10 protein-coding genes and 1 pseudogene are annotated in these 16,622 nt (G+C 66.0%); 1 reads left to right on the top strand and 10 read right to left on the bottom strand.

What is annotated here, in order from left to right:
* Nucleotides 1–13: 13 nt before the first annotated feature.
* Nucleotides 14–1,057 (bottom strand): hypothetical protein, encoded by a 1,044-nt coding sequence (locus P9A17_RS32545; protein ID WP_278042938.1) that lies wholly within the window; start codon nucleotides 1,055–1,057, stop codon nucleotides 14–16.
* Nucleotides 1,058–1,505: 448 nt separating this feature from the next.
* Here P9A17_RS32545 and P9A17_RS32540 point away from each other — a divergent pair, with 448 nt between their 5' ends.
* A complete protein-coding gene (locus P9A17_RS32540) occupies nucleotides 1,506–2,987 on the top strand; it encodes a diguanylate cyclase (protein WP_278042937.1) in 1,482 nt (493 codons plus the stop codon).
* A gap of 369 nt (nucleotides 2,988–3,356) precedes the next feature.
* On the opposite strand, the gene P9A17_RS32535 is transcribed toward P9A17_RS32540, so the two are convergent.
* The 9 genes and pseudogenes from P9A17_RS32535 to P9A17_RS32490 form a co-directional block, all read right to left on the bottom strand.
* Nucleotides 3,357–4,268 (bottom strand): LysR family transcriptional regulator, encoded by a 912-nt coding sequence (locus P9A17_RS32535; RefSeq protein ID WP_278042936.1) that lies wholly within the window; start codon nucleotides 4,266–4,268, stop codon nucleotides 3,357–3,359.
* Between the two features lie 324 nt (nucleotides 4,269–4,592).
* Entirely contained in the window at nucleotides 4,593–8,159 is a 3,567-nt protein-coding gene (locus tag P9A17_RS32530; protein ID WP_278042935.1) for an NAD-glutamate dehydrogenase domain-containing protein, read from the bottom strand.
* Nucleotides 8,160–8,178: 19 nt separating this feature from the next.
* Complete coding sequence (locus tag P9A17_RS32525; RefSeq protein ID WP_278042934.1) at nucleotides 8,179–9,162, bottom strand: glutamate cyclase domain-containing protein; 984 nt, start codon at nucleotides 9,160–9,162, stop codon at nucleotides 8,179–8,181.
* Entirely contained in the window at nucleotides 9,159–10,445 is a 1,287-nt protein-coding gene (locus P9A17_RS32520) for a hypothetical protein (protein ID WP_278042933.1), read from the bottom strand. Before P9A17_RS32520 ends, P9A17_RS32525 begins: the two co-directional genes overlap by 4 nt.
* Nucleotides 10,446–10,497: 52 nt before the next feature.
* Nucleotides 10,498–11,505 carry a glutamate cyclase domain-containing protein gene (locus P9A17_RS32515; protein ID WP_278042932.1) on the bottom strand — a complete coding sequence of 336 codons (1,008 nt, stop codon included), beginning with the start codon at nucleotides 11,503–11,505 and terminating at the stop codon, nucleotides 10,498–10,500.
* Nucleotides 11,498–12,823 (bottom strand): MFS transporter, encoded by a 1,326-nt coding sequence (locus tag P9A17_RS32510; protein WP_278042931.1) that lies wholly within the window; start codon nucleotides 12,821–12,823, stop codon nucleotides 11,498–11,500. Before P9A17_RS32510 ends, P9A17_RS32515 begins: the two co-directional genes overlap by 8 nt.
* Nucleotides 12,824–12,879: 56 nt before the next feature.
* Nucleotides 12,880–14,400 carry an aldehyde dehydrogenase family protein gene (locus tag P9A17_RS32505; protein ID WP_278042930.1) on the bottom strand — a complete coding sequence of 507 codons (1,521 nt, stop codon included), beginning with the start codon at nucleotides 14,398–14,400 and terminating at the stop codon, nucleotides 12,880–12,882.
* A 41-nt stretch (nucleotides 14,401–14,441) separates the two neighbouring features.
* Nucleotides 14,442–15,371 (bottom strand): annotated as a pseudogene (locus tag P9A17_RS33275) (NAD(P)-dependent oxidoreductase); the annotation flags it as partial.
* A 585-nt stretch (nucleotides 15,372–15,956) separates the two neighbouring features.
* On the bottom strand, nucleotides 15,957–16,559 hold the full coding sequence (locus tag P9A17_RS32490) for a TetR/AcrR family transcriptional regulator (protein ID WP_278042929.1): 603 nt from the start codon (nucleotides 16,557–16,559) through the stop codon (nucleotides 15,957–15,959).
* Nucleotides 16,560–16,622 lie beyond the last annotated feature (63 nt).

The raw sequence follows: 16,622 nt of genomic DNA, 5'->3' as shown, positions 1-16,622 counted from the left end.
GGTTTCGGGCGCTCTATTCCTGAACCGCTCGGCAGGCTTGGTTGGTCAGCGCCTGCAGCCGTAATGCTGCGTTGTCGAGGTGGGCGTCGGGCAGGGCAAGGTCGGGCATCGACAGTGCGTAGGCCCGCCGATAATGCGAAGCGAGAGCGGCGAAGTCGGCCGCAACGAGGTTTCCGCTCATGAGTCCGAGCAGCTGCGTGCGATCGGCGTTCTGCTGCATGGTCGCCGCGACGGTGTCGCCCAGCGCACGCTGTTCGGGCGACCAGTAGGAAGCGGGAATGTGCGGGTCGTTTCTCTGTCGCCATTCCCCGGTCGCGGTGGCGTATTCGGCGACCATCGCCACCCATTCGTCACAGAAGGCTGACGGCCCAGCGATGTATTTCGCGGGATTGCTCGGGTCGCCGAGCGGGACGTCGGGGACTGGTGGCGGCCCCGGAAGGACCAGCGGGCTTCGCGATCCGGCGGCACCGAAATCGATTGCGGCACAAATGGCATTGATAGCTTCGGCGGCGTTGATGGCTGCGCGCGCTTGGTGGTCGGCGGCTGGGCGGTAGGCGTCGATCCTGTCGGCATAGGCCCGCCAGTAGGCGATGGCCTGCCAGTACAGCTCGCGCATGACCCGATGCGGAGTGGCCTTGGCCAGTGGGATGGTCTTGTCGGCGGCGGCGCGCATCGCGTCGGCCACGGCGCGGTGTTGGCTGGTCTGCTCGTCGGTCCATTCGCTGGAGGGGAGCAACGGGTCCCGCTGATTCCAGCCGTTGCCCAACTGATTGTTGAGGGCGGTGTTGATCGGCTCCCAGTCGGGGCACGTGGGCTCGTCGGTGACGATGGTGACGGGGTCCTCGTCGTGGACGCTGGCCACCTCGGAGGTGTCGAAGCCCTGAGTAGTCGGTGACGGTGGGGGCGCCGGGGCGGATTGGGCCTGTTCCTGGTCACCGCGACTGAACCACACGGACGTCAGCGTGATCAGAATGACGAGAGCCAGCAGACTTCCGCCGACGATCCTGTCGTTTCGGTCGCTGGGCGGCAGCCGAGGCCCGAAAGATGGCGAAGTCATTGATATAGACGGTACCTAGGGGTGGCGTGCGCGTTCACAGGACCGCTCAGGATGACGCCAACGTAGCCAGGACGAAACGGCAATCGCACGCCACTGTCGGTCGTCACTGTGGATCGAGTTTGGTTGCCGCCTCGTCGCGACCGTCTCGCTGCCATTTCGCTGCGGGAGGTGGGACACACCCGCTGTCTGGGCCGGTTCGAAGATGTCGTCGCCACGCCCGGGCGCCCGAGGGTAAGGGCCTAATGCGACATTCGAAGCACGCGTCTGCACGCAGACAGGAATCGGCAGATCCTCGCGTAACTAGTTTCGACGTGCTTGCGGCTAGTTAACTCTGGCCGAGTCCCACTGCTCTCCCAGTTAAGGGTTTGGAGCCTGCAGTCTTTCGTTCTCGCAGATTCACCAGCGCCTTTATCTGCGACATCGGGCACGCCGCTGCGACTATTGACGCATGGGCTCTGAGGTGACACTCGACCGCGCGGTGCTGGCACAGTTGATGGTGATTGTTCAGGCACTCGGTGCAGGTGCCGACCTGGACGACATCCTCGAACAGATAGCCCGCGCAGTGGTGGACGTCATCGGCTTCGACGCGGTGGCAGTCAATGTAGTGATGAGCACCGGCGACCTGGAAGTGCGTACGGTCGTCGGCCCCCCCGAACTTGACGAGTTGCGCGGCGGCACATTGACACACAGCGACTGGCTGGAGTTGCTCGACAGCTGCGAGCACTGGGGAGAGCTGCGCTTCTTGCGCACCCCCGACTTGGACGTATCGATCCCGCACGTTGATCCGTGGCCGGAACGAATTCACATGCAACCCGACACAGCGAGCCCTGAGATCGAGCCGTGGCAGCCTGAGTTCGCCTTGCTGGCTCCGATGTGGCGGGCTCAACGCGATTTGCTCGGCGTCATCAGTGTCGACCTGCCCCGGTCGGGTTACACGCCAGGACGCCAGCAACGTGCCCTTCTGGAACTCTTTGCCGGCCAGGCTGCTGCCGCGGTGTCGCGCGTCCAAGCGTTCGATCGCGCCACCGACAGAGCCGGGCTCTACCGCGCCGCCTTCGCCGCGTCGCCGGCCCCGACGCTCGTCCTCGACGTCGACCTCACCGTGACGGACGTTAACGACGCCTTTCTCGACATGGCCGACGCCATCGTCGACGAAGTGTTGGGTCGCAAGATCACCGATCTCGTGATGCTGTCCGACGCTACGGGCCTCGCGTCAACAATGGGCGCTCTCGGATCCACGGAAGCAATGGAGATGACCGGGGAATGCGAGTTGCTGCACCCCCGGGGCATTATCTGGGAGCGGTGGGTCCATGTGCAGATGCGCCGTGTCGATGGTGCGGTTAGCGGCTTGAGCTATGTCTGCATCCTGACGGACAGAACCGCGCTCCGCCGATCGATGCAGGCGTTACAACAGCGCGCCGATTATGACGACCTGACCAGCTTGCATGTCCGAGCAGCCGGTATCCGCGAGCTAAAACTGCGGACCTCGGCGCCTGCCGTGGCGGATGAGCGCACTGGGCAGGCGGTACGGGCTGTGATGTACTGCGACCTCGACAACTTCAAGCACATCAACGACACCGACGGGCACCGCGCCGGCGATGAGGTGCTCGCCGCCGTCGCAAGGCATCTACTCAACGCGGCTGCCGAGTCAGACGTCGTATGTCGCTGGGGGGGTGACGAATTCGTGGCTATCGTTGAGCGACCGACCATGGCAGAGATCATCGGCCTCGGGCATCGATTCGTCGGCGCAGTGCAGGCGTTAGCGGGCACCGCTCCCGCCGGTACCGCATTGGCACAGCTCGATATGTCGGTCGGCATTGCCGAATTCATGCCACCAACCGATTTTTCAGCCATCCTCGAAGCCGCCGACGCCGCGCTCTACCGCGCGAAATCCGATCCGGAATGCCGAGTGCATGTCGTCATGCAATGACACCGGGCGTCCCTGCTTAGGAGCTCTTTGCCCAGTCTTCCTGACACAATCTACGTTATTGGAACTCTAAAAGTAGTGTGTCAGTCATTATTTCGATGCGATAGCGGGCCCAGCGCCGCGCAGTGGCCCGCGCCTCCGGCGTCCCTTGCGCGGCCTGTCCACCAGCTAGCCTGGAGCTAAAGAGGCAACGAAATATGCTGCCTCTGAAGGGGATCAGCAGCAGAAGGGTTGGCGCCCCACATGCTTCCAGGGGGCCTGTTACAGCGGGCGGTGGGGTCAGTCGCTACACGTACGAAGCCTCGCGTCGTTACGGTTTTAGGCCACCCTGCTGACCGAAAGGCCGCTGGCGGCGTTGATCCGTGCGCGAACTCATCGCTGCGCCGTGATCCACGCCGCGGTGTGGTCGGTGAGGGCGGTGAGTGCGGCCGCGGTAGCTGGTCTGCGCGAAGAGCCGGCGACGATGGCGGCAAACAACGAGCGCTGCAGTGGCGGTTCGACTTTCCTCATGGCGACCCCCGGCGGGCACTGAGTGGTCGCCAGGCCCGGAAGTACGGCCACGGCCCATCCGCGCCGCACAAATTCGAGGGTCGCGAGGGTGTTCTTGCAACTTGCGACGATCTTTGGGCTGAAACCGGCCTCCCAGCAGGCGTTCAGGACGTATCCGTGGTACGCGACCGCAGATTCGTTGATAGCCCACTGGTTCTCGGCGAGGTCGTTGAGGTGAATGGCCGCCTTGCCGGCGTGGGGGTGAGTGTCGGCGACGGCAGCGTAGAAATAGTCGGTTCCCAAAGGGAAGAACTCGAGCGCTGAGGTTTGCGCTTGCGACGGCACGAGGTTGTCGACCACGGCGATGTCCACCTGCTTGGCGTGAACTGCCCGCAATGCTTCGGTGGGTTCGAGTTCGGTGAAACTGAGGCTGAGCTGGGGGTGTTCTGCCAGCAGTGCCGACACCACGACAGGGGCGATCGACGCGCTGAAGGTGCCGAACGCGGCCAGCCGGATGTCGCCTGACACTGACTTTTTCGCCGCGGCCACGTCGGCTTCGATCTCTTCGATCATCTGGAACAGTTCGTTGGAGTGGGCGACCAAACGCAGTCCAGCTTCAGTGAGCCTGACTCGTCGGCCGTCGCGTTCGACGAGCACGGCTCCGATCTCGGTCTCCAATTGAGACAGGTGTTGAGAAACCGCCGCGCGGGTGATCAACATGGCATCGGCGACCGCGGTCATGGTGCCCAGGGCTGCCAGTTCTTGGAGCAGGCGTAGTCGCCACAGGTTGAGCATCAAGACCGTCCTCGTCCAGCGGGGTGTCCATCGTCTCACCTGTCGTCGACGCGTGGCGCAGACCGCGCACGCGGGCGTGGGCGGCGGGCGTCTGGGCCGGCCCTGACGTCGAATGTGCCAGCCCGCGTGGGAGCGGACACGGTCCGGTAGAACCCGGGAGGGGGCAGAGGTGCTGCAGTGCGGGAGCGCTTCGGGTTCGCGTGCCGCCGGCCACCCGGAGGCGCGGTCGCGACGACCGCGCCACGGTGATAGCGACCGGACCACCCCCGTCCAGTCCTGTCCCCGGTGGTGTGCGGCGCGCGGCGCCACCGAATCGGAGGCGGCCTATCGCGGCCCGGGGTGCCGATGCGTTCTTTGCACCATCGCGCGCACGTGACCCACCGCCACTGACAGCGCGGCGAGTCCCGGTTGTTCGAGGACGCCGACTTCCGCCAACAATATTGCAGCACGGTCGATTCGGGCTCTGTTGGTCGTGCGCCACTCATCAATCATCGCCTCGACGGGCTCGCCGGTCTCGGCGGTGAGCAGGATGTCGGTGGTCACGGTGCGCAGGACCGCTAACGCTTCGTCGTGCAGCGTGAGGCGGGCGAGGTGGTCCCATTTGTCATGGGTGGCCATCGCGGCGATGGTCTCTGCGAGTCGCCCGATGCCCAGTTCGTCAGACAGTGCGTAGTACAGCGCGGCCACGCGCCGGGGCTGCTGTTCGGTGAGGTCCGCGATGTCGGCGACATCGAGGAGGCCGGGGCCGTGCAGGTGGCTGATGAACCAGTGTGCCGCCTCGGGGGCCACGCCGCGGGTGACGAGGTCGTCTACGGCAGAAGCGAAGTCGCGGCCTTCCTGTCCCTGCAGCCAAGTCGCGATGTCGGGGATCAGTGTCCTCACCGGGTCGCGGAAGCGGGTGACCTCGGCGCCCGTCGCCAGGGGCTGGGGGCGGTAGAGCAGCATCCAGCGCGAGGTCCGGTCGAGCAGCCTGCGGATGGCTAAAGACAACGTGTCAGTGACTTCGACGTCGACGTGGGGTTCGAGGTCAAAGATCTTTCGGCGCAGGCTGACGAGGCCGTAGATGCGAGAGACGGCGGCGTGAGCGCGGATGGCGTCGGTGGCGGCGACGCCGGTTTCCTCTTGGAGTCGGAAGGCATAGGAGATCCCGCCGGTTTCCACGATGTCGTTGACCACCATCGTGGTGACGATTTCGCGCCGCAGCGCGTGGGTGGCGATGGCGTCGGGGTACCGCTGGGCCAGCTGTGCGGGGAAGTACTTCGGTAGCTCCGCGGCGAAGAGGTCCGCGTCGGGCAGTGTCGAGTTGAGCATGTCTGTCTTGAGCGCCAGTTTGACGTGGGCGAGCAATGTAGCGAGCTCAGGGGAAGCTAGCCCGAGGCCGGCCTTTTCGCGCTGCAGGATCTCATCACGGTCGGGCAGGGTTTCTAACGTCCGGTCGAGTCCGTATTTGTGCTCGAGGTGATCGATCAGGCGCGCGTGCACCGCGAGGATGCCCGCTGGGTCGACACGCGAAATACCCAGCACCTCATTGTGGTTGATGTTGTCCTTCAGGACCAGGGCACTGACCTCACCGGCCATCTCCGACAGCAGCTGGCGGCGCTCGTCTTCGCCCAGTTGGCTGTCTCGGGCTAGGGTCTGCAGGACGATTTTGATGTTGACTTCATGATCGGAGCAGTTAACGCCCGCGGAGTTGTCGAAGGCGTCGGTGTTGATGCGTCCGCCGTGGTGGGCGAACTGGATGCGTGCCTGCTGGGTCAGTCCGAGGTTGCCGCCTTCGCCGATGACCCGCGCGCGGAGCTGGTCAGCGTCGACGCGCAAATCGTCGTTGGTTTTGTCGCCCACGTCGAGGTGGGACTCGTGGTTGGCTTTGACGTAGGTGCCGATGCCGCCGTTGAAGAGCAGGTCCACCGGTGCGGTAAGGATGGCGCGGATCAGTTCGGCCGGGGTGCAGGTTGAGACGGCGGAGTCGATGTCGAGGGCGCCGCGGATATCGTCGTTGAGCGGAATCGCTTTGGCTGTGCGGGCAAAGACGCCGCCGCCGGGGCTGATCGCCGCGGTGTTGTAGTCAAGCCAGGTAGAGCGCTCCAGGCTGAACACGCGCGTCCGCTCCACGTACGAGCTCGCCGCATCCGGGGTGGGGTCGAGGAAGATGTGCCGGTGGTCGAAGGCGGCGATGAGACGGATGTGGGGGCTGAGCAGCATCGCGTTGCCGAATACGTCGCCACTCATGTCGCCGACGCCCGCGACGGTGAAGTCGGCGCGCTGGATGTCGCGGCCGAGTTCCCGGAAGTGTCGTTTGACGCTTTCCCAGGCGCCTTTGGCGGTGATTCCGAGGGCTTTGTGGTCGTAGCCGATCGATCCGCCGGAGGCGAACGCGTCCTGCAGCCAGAAGTTGTGGTCAGCGGCGACGGCGTTGGCGATGTCGGAGAAGGTGGCGGTGCCCTTGTCTGCTGCGACGACCAGGTACGGGTCGGGTTCGTCGTAGCGCACCACCTGCGCGGGAGTCATTGCCGCGCCGGTGGCGCTGTCGATGTTGTCGGTGACATCCAGCAGTCCGCCGATGAAGGCGCGGTAGCAGTCTTGGCCTTTGGCCCACTGGTGGGCGCGGCCGCCGGTGGCCGGGGCGGGTCGGCGGACGACGAAGCCGCCCTTGGCTCCTACCGGCACGATGACGGCGTTCTTCACCGTCTGGGCCTTGACCAGGCCGAGAATCTCGGTTCGGTAGTCCTCGAGGCGATCAGACCAGCGCAGTCCGCCTCGTGAAACCGGGCCGAATCGCAAATGCACACCTTCCACATCGGGGGAGTGCACGAAAATTTCGAACAGAGGGTGCGGTGCGGGCACCGTGAAGCCGGTGATGTCGCGGGGGCGAAGTTTGAGTGACAGGTAAGGGCGGACCCGCCCCGCCGAGTCGCGTCGAAAGTAGTTGGTGCGCACGGTGGCCTGGACCGCGCCGAGCAGGGCTCGCAGGATCCGATCGGCGTCGAGGCTGCTGACGGTCTCCAGGCCGGCGTGGATGCGGTCGCGTGCCGCGTCGGCGCGGGCCGTGCGGGTGTCCGAGTCGCGGACGGGATCAAAACGTGCGCAGAACAGTTCGATGATGTCGCAGACCAGGACCGGGTGGGCCAGCAGCACCCGCTGCAGGTAGTGGGCGCTGGAGGTGAACCCTAGCTGCCGTAGGTAGGCGGTGTAGGCGCGCAGTAGCGCCGCTTGCCGCCAGTGCAGTCCGGCGCGGGAGACCAGTTCGTTGAAGCCGTCGGTGTCGGCGTCGCCGCGCCAGATCGCGGCGAAGGCGTCCTGCATCCGGTGCAACGCCTCGGCATCGACGTTCACGTCGCGGGGGAGTTGCACGTTCAGGACATAGATCCGGCCCGGCGGCGCAGCGGGGGGCTGCACGAGGTAGGGGTATTCGTCGATCACGGTCATGCCCAGGCTTTGCAGGACCGGGATCAGCGCGCTCAGCTCGATCTGTTGGTCACGGGTGTAAAGCGCGCATCGCAGGCCGGTCCCTGTGTCGCGGCGCAGGCTCGTGTCGATCACGCCGGGGGCGAGGGCCAGCAGGTGGGCGATGTCGTCGACGGCGCGCTCAGGTGTCGTCTGGGCCTTGTAGCCGGCCGGAAGCGCGGCGAGATAACTGGTGGCCGCGGCGCGGGGAAGGGCGGCGGCGGCAGACAGCGCGGCAGCAGCGTCGTCCCAGCCGGTGACCGCCGCGTCGGGGCCCGGATCGTGCCGGGTGTGATGGAGTTCTTCGATAGCGGCGGTGGTTTCGCCCAGCGCCAGCTCCAAAGCTTCGCGGGTATCGACGGTGTAGTCAGCGCGGGGGAGGGTGACGATCACCGAGACGAGGTGCTCAGCGGCGTCGGGGGCGGGCGTGTTGAGGTGCTGTGTCATCGATAGTGGTTGGTGGTGGTCAGAGGTGGTTGCGTACGACGGCGTGAACGAGTTCGGCCAGCGCGAGGTGAGTGGGGGCGGGGATACCGTCGACGTGGGAATCGATTACGCCGGCAACCGAATTGATCATGCCGAGGTCGGTGCCACGTTGCAGCAGCGCGGCTTCGGCGGCGGCGGTGTGGACCAGGCGTGGGTCCCCGAGGCGGGCGGCCAGCGCCGCGGCAATTCCGTAGCATCCCCAGTTGGAGCAGGCCGCGGTGACGAGGACATCGGCACTGGTGACTGCGGCAATGGTGGCTCCGTGTGTGACGTGGGCGTGCACGGCGTCGCTGATGGCGCCCATCCCGATCTCGTTTCCGCCGTCGCCGACGGCGACGGTTGGGAAGCCGCGGCGGCGAGCTTCGTCGAAGAGTCGGTCGATTCGGGCGCGGCCCATGCCGTAGTCGACGGCGCGCATGCTGTAGTAAACGCCGTCGACGGCGCGCCCCACCCGCTCGGTGGAGAACAGCAACGCGGGAGCCAACGAGTCGAGCAGATCCGCTGCTGCGGTGTCGGCCTCTGCGTCGGTGGTGGGGAAGCCCATGACCGAGGCGGCCGCCAGGGAGCCGTCGCCCGCGGCGATGCGCGCCTGCTCGTAGGGCAGCACCGACAGACCCGCACTGGTCGCCATGGCGGCCAGACCGGCCAGCAGAGTCTCTTCAGCGACGATGACGGGGGTGACGTTCTTGGCGAGAGCGAGGGCGCGGGCGATGACGGCAGCCCCTGCAGGGCCGTCGTTTTCGCCGACGGTGGGCGAGATCCAGGCCCGCGACACCGATCCGGTGGTGATCACCACGGTGGCGCCGTCGGGCACCGCGGCCAGGGCATCCGCGGCGGCACCCACCAGCGAGGTGCCTTGCCGTGCGCGGGCGGCGGTGAAAAGGTGTTCAACTCCGCGGCCTCCGAGGTCGAGGGTGACGAGGTTGTCCAGACGGTCGTCGAGGGTGGTGAGTGTGTCGGTCATGCTGCGTCTCCCAGAATCAGGGCGGCGATCGCGTCGCGGTCGTCGATGAGGGTGGCCAGTTCTTTGGTCGCGGCGGCGACGGCGGCGACGACGGCGCCGATTCCGCCGATGCGGTCGATGGCGTCGACGGTCGGTTTCAGCCGCAGTGACACCCGGGCTCCGGGCTGGCCGTGGGTGTTGGTCGTGAGGATGCCGTGATCGCGCAGCAGCAGCGCCCCTAGTGCTGAGGTGGCTTCGCACGGTACGACGACCGGTGCGCGGGTGCAGCCGGGCGCGTCGTCAGATCCGCTCATCCGCAACAGTTCTCGGAGCACATCGTCTTCGTGGATCATCGGTCCGAGGTCGCTTTCCCTGACGACTCCGGCGGGATATGCGCCGGTGAGTGCGGCGCTGAGCTGGTGGCCGCTGCGCGCCTCGTCGCGCAGCAGTTCGGGGGTGTAGCGCTGGAAGGAGCGCAACGCGCCAGCGGCGATGGGGGCGCGAGCTTCCATTCCGAAACTGGCACCAGTGGCGGCAACTTTGGCGACCAGGTGGGCGCTGCCGGCGAGTGCGCCGGCGCGGGGTCCGGCCAGGCCGGCTTTGTCGCAGTTGGTGATGCTCAGGTGGGCGCCGAGGTGCAATGACAGCGCCCCGCCGTGTAGCGCGGTCCGCAGGCGCGCGCCATAGGCTTCGTCGAGGAGGGTGATCGATCCGGCCGTGCGGGCGGCGTCAACGACATCGGCGATGTCGTCGTCATCCATGCGTTCCAGGCTGCTGGTGACGGTGGTGATCACCACCAGTTGCGGTGTGGTGCGGGCGATGTGGGAGGTCCAGTCAGTGTCGATCGCCGCTTCGATCAGGGTTGCCGCGGCCAGGCGGCTGCCGTGGACCACCGAGGCGTGGGACCGGCCGCCCTGGGGGACGACCGACAGGACGGTGCCGGCGGGGGCCAGCGCGACGATCGCGGCGATGATGCCCGCACTGGTGCGGTTGAAGATCGCGACCTGATGATCGGTGGCACCGCCGAGGTGCTCGAGTACCACGGTGCGCAGATCGTCGGCGAACAGGCCGGGGCCGACCCATTCCTCGCAGAGGGTGGCGATGTCGGTGGCCTCGATCGGATAGTCGCGCTGGTTGCCGGTGAATACGCCGATGGATTCGGCCCCCAGGCTGCGTACCCGGTGGGCAGCGATGTGCTGGGCGTTGCGCAGCCGCAGCGCTTCCTCGGTGCTGGAGGTGATGATGGATCCGCGGGCGAACCCGGCGACTGGATCGATGGGGTTGCCGAAAGTGTCGCTGCTCATGGGGATCTCCGTGACGATGGTGGGGTGAGGCAAGCTGGTATGTTGCGGCGCGTTAGCCGAGTGCGGTGTCGGCAATCGCGGCGAAAAGTACGACCACGGCGGCGTGGGTGTCGAGGGTGATCCCGTCGACGACAGGTGCGGCCGCGCCGGTGGCTCCGTCGTAGGCACCCGCGTGGACCGCGGCTTCGACGGCGCGGCGCTCCAAGTCCGGCGCCCAGCAGGCATCCCGGCATCCGGTGAGGGCGGCCAGCGCGGCGCACACCGCGTAGGCGCCCCAGTTGGACACGGAGGCGCTGACCACGACGTCGGTGCTGTGCGCGGTCACTCGTCCGGAGGGCCACCCGCCATCGGAGGCGCCGAGGCGGGGGAGCAGCGCGGCGATCTGGTCCCGCACGGCGCCGAAGCCGACCTCGTTGCCGCCGTCACCGATGCCGATGGTGGCGATACCGCGAGCCTGGGCCAGGCCTGCCAGCCGATCCAGTGCCACCACGCTGCCGTCGGGGCGGGTGTTGCCGCGGACTCCGTGATAGCGGCCTTCCCGGTTGGCGCCGTCGCGTTCGACGAAGATCAGCACCGCCGGTGCGCCGTCGCTCAACAGTTGGTCGAGCGACTCGGGGGTGTCCGCGCCGCTGGGGATGATCAGATGGTCGAGGTCGTGGCCGGCGATCTCGGCGCAGGCCAGCACCGCTGGCGCGTGGGCCGGTTCGGTGACCAGGACCGCACGGGCGCCCAGGGCGAGGCGGATCGCGCGTCCGAGCGCGGCCGCCCCTGGAGGGCCGTCGGTTTCGCCGTGGGGCAGGGCGGGTCCGATGCCGGCGCCGGTGACGATCCACACCGTGTCGGTCGGCGTGAGCCGTTCGATGAGCAGCGTGGCTGCCGCCGTGGACAGCGGGAGCGGCTGGAGGGTTCGGCAGATGTCATAGATCGGGACCACGATGCCTGCGGGGAGGCCGCCGGTCATGGGCCGGAGCTCGAGGGTCATGGCCCGATCGAGGCGCTCTCCCACCACCGCGGCAAGTGTGGTCGCCCCGGTGGTGGCCGCGGCAGCGCAGCTAGACATCGATGGGGTCCTTGTAGGTCTCCTTGAGCATCAGAACGGCGATCATCGAGATGACCGCTGCGCCGATGACATACCAGGCGACCAGGTCTGAATTGTTGAATGTCGATACCAGTGCGGCGGCGACGATCGGGGTCGGTGCACTGGAGATGATGCCGGCGGTCTGGTAGGCGATGGAGGAACCCGTGTAGCGGTACCGGGTGGGGAACTGCTCGGCATAGATGACGCCGTGCAGGGATCCGGTGGACGCGTGGCCGATGCCCAGGCCCAGGGTGAAGGCCAGGATGACCAGCCATTCGTTGCGGGAATCGAGCAGCAGATAGAAGGGGAAGGCGTAGAGACCCAGGAACAGGATGCCGAAGCCGTAGACCTTGAATCGGCCGAACTTGTCCGAGAGCTTGCCGAAGACCAGCTGCATCACCAGGTCCACGGCGGCACCAATCATGAGACCTGTGGTGGCCACTGTTCGCGGCATGTCGAGTGTCTGGGTGACGTAGGTGAGGCTGTAGACGGTGATCAGGAAGTAACCCACGTTGGCCGCGCTCTGCAGAAGGGACAGCAGGACAACCTTTTTGGTGTCGTGCCGGAAAAGCTCAACGATGGGCTTTTCGACTTTGGTTCCGGTCTGCTCGACCTTCTGGAACGCGGGTGGTTCTTCGACGGCGAGCCGAATGTAGAGCCCGATCGCCATCAGCACAAAGGCGATGAGGAACGGGATGCGCCAGCCCCAGGCATAGAAGTCCTCGTCGGGCAGCATCGAGACCAGTCCAAACACGCCAGCCGAGGCAAGGAGGCCAGCGGGCACGCCGGCCTGCATCGTGCTGCCGTAGAAGCCGCGTTTGCCTTCGGGGGCGTGTTCGACGCTCATCAAGGCCGCACCGCCCCATTCACCGCCGAGCGCGAAGCCTTGCACGACGCGACAGAGGATCAGCAGAACTGCGGCCCAGCTGCCGATTTGAGCGTTGGTCGGCAGCAGGCCGATCAGCCCGGTGAAGATGCCCATTCCCAGCAGGGTGATGACAAGCATCTTCTTGCGGCCCAGTTTGTCGCCGAAGTGCCCGAACACCGCGCCGCCGATGGGGCGTAGCACGAAGGCGACCGCGAAGGTGGCCAGTGAGACGAGCGTGGCCATGTGGTCGGGCAGGTTGTTGAAGAACACCTTCGGGAACACCAGTGCCGCGGCGGTGCCGTAGATGAAGTAGTCGTACCACTCCACGGTCGTGCCGAGAAAGCTGCTCGCTGCTGCCCGGACGGAGGTTGTCGTGTCCGTCGTCGGTGTCGCGGGTGGGGTGGCGGAGGAGTCTATGGTTGGCATTGTCATGTCTGATCCTGTTGAGTGTGGGAAGAGTGCCGAGAGTCGTTGTGGTGGCGCATGGTTCAGTGCTCGCTTGGGGGGCTGGCCGCCGGTATGTTGACGGTGACCGACTTTCGGGTGGTGTAGGACTCCAGGGCGCCTTCGATGGAATACTCGCTGCCGATGCCGCTTTGCTTCATGCCGCCGTAGGACATTCCGGGGATCTGACCGCCGGCCTGGTTAACCTGGATCCAGCCCGCATCGAGTCGACTCGTGACCCGCAGCGCAGTGCCGAGGTCGCGGGTGAATACGAACGCAGCCAGTCCGTAAGGGGTGTCGTTGGCCATCTCGATGACCTCGTCTTCGTCGGTCCAAGGGATGACGACCAGCACTGGGCCGAACACTTCTTCCCGGCTGATTCGCCACGTGTTGTCGACACCGGTGATCACCACGGGCTGTGGGTACAGGCCTTCGTCTGTTGCGACCTCAGAGGGGACGGTGCCGGTTTCGAACGTGGCGCCGTTGAGGTGCGCTTCCACCAAGAAGGCTCGAATCTCCTGGTAGCGCTCCGCGTTGATTACCGCTCCGACGTCAGAGGCTTCGTCGAGGGCGTCACCGACAGTCAAGTCCTGCACGGCGGCAACGAGCCTGGGCAGCACTGTCTTCCACACCGCGGTGTGCAGGAACAACCGCGACCCCGCCGTGCAGGACTGCCCCTGCCGCGCGAAGCGCAGTGCAGCCACGAGATTGGTGACCAGTTCGTCGATCGCTTCGTCGGTCACAGCATCCGGGAAAACGATGGAGGGGCTCTTGCCACCCAGCTCCAGTGTGGCGTGACCGATACGGTCGGCGACCGCGTGGCCGATCGAGCGTCCGACCTCGCTGCTGCCGGTAAACGACACCTTGGCGACATCGGAGTGCTGGGCCAGCGGCGCACCAGCGGCGGTGCCAGTACCGGTGACGATGTTGAGCACTCCGGGCGGGAAGACGTCGGCGGCCAGTTCGGCGACCCGCAGCACCGCCAACGGCGCGTCCTCAGCGGGCTTGAGCACGAGGGTGTTTCCGGTTCCCAACGCCATGCCGATCTTGACGGCCGCCAGTACCAGCGGCGAATTCCACGGGATGATGGCTCCGACCACTCCGAGCGGTTCGCGCGTCGTGTAGCTGAACATGGCGGGGCCCAGCGGCAAGGTCTCACCTTTGATCTCCGAGACCACGCCGCCGTAGTAGCGCAGCACTTCAGCGGCGCCGGCGACTTCACCGCGGCTTTGGGTGCGCACGGCGTTGCCAGTCTCGGCGGCCAACAGCCGCGCGATGGACTCGGCGTGGGCGCTTACCCGGTTGCCCAGCTCGGTGAGTGCACTACCGCGGGTGCGTGCGGGGAGGAGCCGCCACGTGGAGAAAGCGCGACGCGCCGCCGCTACGGCGGCGTCGACATCTGCGCTGCCGCTGGCGCCAATAGTGGCCACAGGTGAACGCCGGCAGGGATTTTCCACGACGAGGGTGGCTCCCGTGGCGGGCTGCGCCCAGGCGCCGTCGATGAAGAGGCCGGTCAACCCGTCGGTGGGAAGTTCGTAGTCCAAGGTGGTGAGGGTGGAGGTCATGGCGATGTCCAATGGTCGAAGGGGGCTAAGTGGTGGACGGGTCAGAGCGTCAAGCGCAGGCAGTGGAGGCGTTCGTACACTTCGGACACGCTGGTGGAGTCTTTGCGGCCGAGACCCTCTGCGGCGGCGGTGTTGTACACCTGGCGGGTCAGTTGCCCCAGAAGCATTGGTGCAGAGGCGAATTCATCGAGTGCAAGCCCGATGTCCTTGTTCATCAAGTCAATTGCGAAGTTGGCCGGCCGCTCGTCGGTGAACAGGGTCTTGGGTAGGTAGTCGAGCATCTTGCTGCCGGCCAGACCCGCGGTCAACACTTCGGTGAGGATCCCCAAGTCGGCTCCGGCCTTCACCGAGGCAGTGAGCACTTCACCCAGGGCGACGGTGTTGATCGCCGTCAGGAGATTGTGGCTGAGCTTGGTGAGCTGGCCGGTGCCCACAGCGCCGCACGCTACGATCCGGGCAGCCAGGACCTCCAGCACCGGCCGGGCCTCCTCGAGGACCGACGCATCGCCGCCGGCCATCACCACGAGATTGCCCGTTTCCGCGCCGCCAACTCCTCCGCTGACTGGCGCGTCGATGAACTTGATCGCGCTGTCTGCGAGTCGCTGAGCCACCTCGCGGGCGGTGGAGGGATCGACGGTGCTGAAGTCGATGACGACGGCACCCGACGGTGCCGCAGCGACGACGCCACCCGGGCCAAAGATGGCGGCACGCAGAATCATTGGAGTGGGCAGGCTCAGAAGCACATAGTTGGCGCCACGAGCCGCGCCGGCGGGATCTGTTGCCGCGGAGGCCCCCTGCGCCACCAGGGATGCGACCGCGTCAGCATTCGGGTCATACACCGTGACGCGGTGACCGGCGCCGATCAGGCGCGATGCCATCCGCGAGCCCATATTGCCGACGCCGATGAAACCGATGGTGTGCGAATTCATTACGCTCCTCAAGTTGTGCCTGCGACGTCCCCACGCGTGGTACGCGACAAAGCGACGACAGGGCTGTTAGCTCTGTCACCGAGCAGGTTGCAGGCATGTTTCGCGTGTTACATTGAAGTGAAGCGGTGCGCTTCTCTTTCCTCCGTGAACGCAATGATTCCAGCGGTCAACTGGTACGTAAATGCGTCAAACTCTATCCCCGGGCGATAGTTCTGCTTAACAATCGGCGGCGTGGACCGCTGTCATGCGATGTGCGGGATTCAGGCGCCACCGTCACCGGTAGAAAGACGGTGCGTCGACAACTTTGCTCTTACATTGCCGCACAATGCATTTCGGTTCATCTTCCCCGCGGGTATCGCCCGGGGGTCCGAAGACCGTTACGATGCTGGTCATGCTGGCGATTGAGGAACTCGCGCGCCTGAGGCGCGTTGTTCTGTTCCCCGGGTGAACCGCTGTCGGCCGCGAGATCGCGCCTAAAGAACGGCGCTTTCAGGTCCGAAGAGTCTCGCCGGTTTGACGGCCCGCCGCGGTGCCGCCAATTTTTATACACCGCGCGCGACCGTCACCGAGACTAAAGTCAATGTCGCTGATGCCCGGGTGCGAGTCCTAGTCGTAATACGCGAGCGGTCAGCGACGCTTCGAACGGCGGTCACCGTAGCCGGCTACGACGTATCGCTTGACGAACTCGGCGACCGAGTCGTCGTCCTGTGAATCGAAGTAGGGCGACGGAGTGGTGAAGAGCGAGAACAACATTCGGGCGAACCACTCTGTCGCAGTGGGAACATCGAGGTCATTGCGGACCTCACCCGTGACGCGTGCCGCGGCCACATAGGGGGCGAGGAACTCGGCGCATTCCCGCAGAAGTGTGGCCGCGTTCTTGGTGAGCATCAGGTTCACTTCTTCGGGATCGAAGTACACCTCGGGCTCGACGACGCGACGGGCCTGGGCGACGAATACCGCAGCCCGCACCAGCCGGTCCTCCAGCGTGCTGCCGCCATACCTGTCGATGGCAGTCGCCATATTGCGGTAGAAGCGCTGGGAAGCGGCTTCGGCGCATGCCTCGACAATCGTCTCCTTGTCCCGGAAGTATTCGTAGAACGTGCTCCGGGAGACGTCAGCTGTCCGGGCGATGTCGACGATGGTGGTCTTGGCGAGGCCGCGTGTGCGGATGCAGGCGAATGCCGCCGAGATGATCGCCTCTCGGGTGTCGGCGGCGGTCGCTTGCGTCATGCGGAGAGGCTAGCTGAGAGGCGCCAGGATGAGTCCACTGGTGGGCACGCCTGTTCCCGACGT

It is taken from the genome of Mycobacterium sp. 236(2023) (assembly GCF_029623955.1).
GTDB lineage: Bacteria > Actinomycetota > Actinomycetes > Mycobacteriales > Mycobacteriaceae > Mycobacterium.
The sequence above is the reverse complement of the archived record's forward strand: the minus strand, read 5'-3'. Positions and strand labels throughout refer to the sequence as shown.

Coding starts and splice junctions, on each gene's coding strand:
- P9A17_RS32535 (WP_278042936.1), bottom strand. CDS start 4,268: ATGCTCAACCTGTGGCGACTACGCCTGCTCCAAGAACTGGCAGCCCTG.
- P9A17_RS32525 (WP_278042934.1), bottom strand. CDS start 9,162: ATGACCGACACACTCACCACCCTCGACGACCGTCTGGACAACCTCGTC.
- P9A17_RS32540 (WP_278042937.1), top strand. CDS start 1,506: ATGGGCTCTGAGGTGACACTCGACCGCGCGGTGCTGGCACAGTTGATG.
- P9A17_RS32510 (WP_278042931.1), bottom strand. CDS start 12,823: ATGACAATGCCAACCATAGACTCCTCCGCCACCCCACCCGCGACACCG.
- P9A17_RS32520 (WP_278042933.1), bottom strand. CDS start 10,445: ATGAGCAGCGACACTTTCGGCAACCCCATCGATCCAGTCGCCGGGTTC.
- P9A17_RS32490 (WP_278042929.1), bottom strand. CDS start 16,559: ATGACGCAAGCGACCGCCGCCGACACCCGAGAGGCGATCATCTCGGCG.
- P9A17_RS32530 (WP_278042935.1), bottom strand. CDS start 8,159: ATGACACAGCACCTCAACACGCCCGCCCCCGACGCCGCTGAGCACCTC.
- P9A17_RS32545 (WP_278042938.1), bottom strand. CDS start 1,057: ATGACTTCGCCATCTTTCGGGCCTCGGCTGCCGCCCAGCGACCGAAAC.
- P9A17_RS32505 (WP_278042930.1), bottom strand. CDS start 14,400: ATGACCTCCACCCTCACCACCTTGGACTACGAACTTCCCACCGACGGG.
- P9A17_RS32515 (WP_278042932.1), bottom strand. CDS start 11,505: ATGTCTAGCTGCGCTGCCGCGGCCACCACCGGGGCGACCACACTTGCC.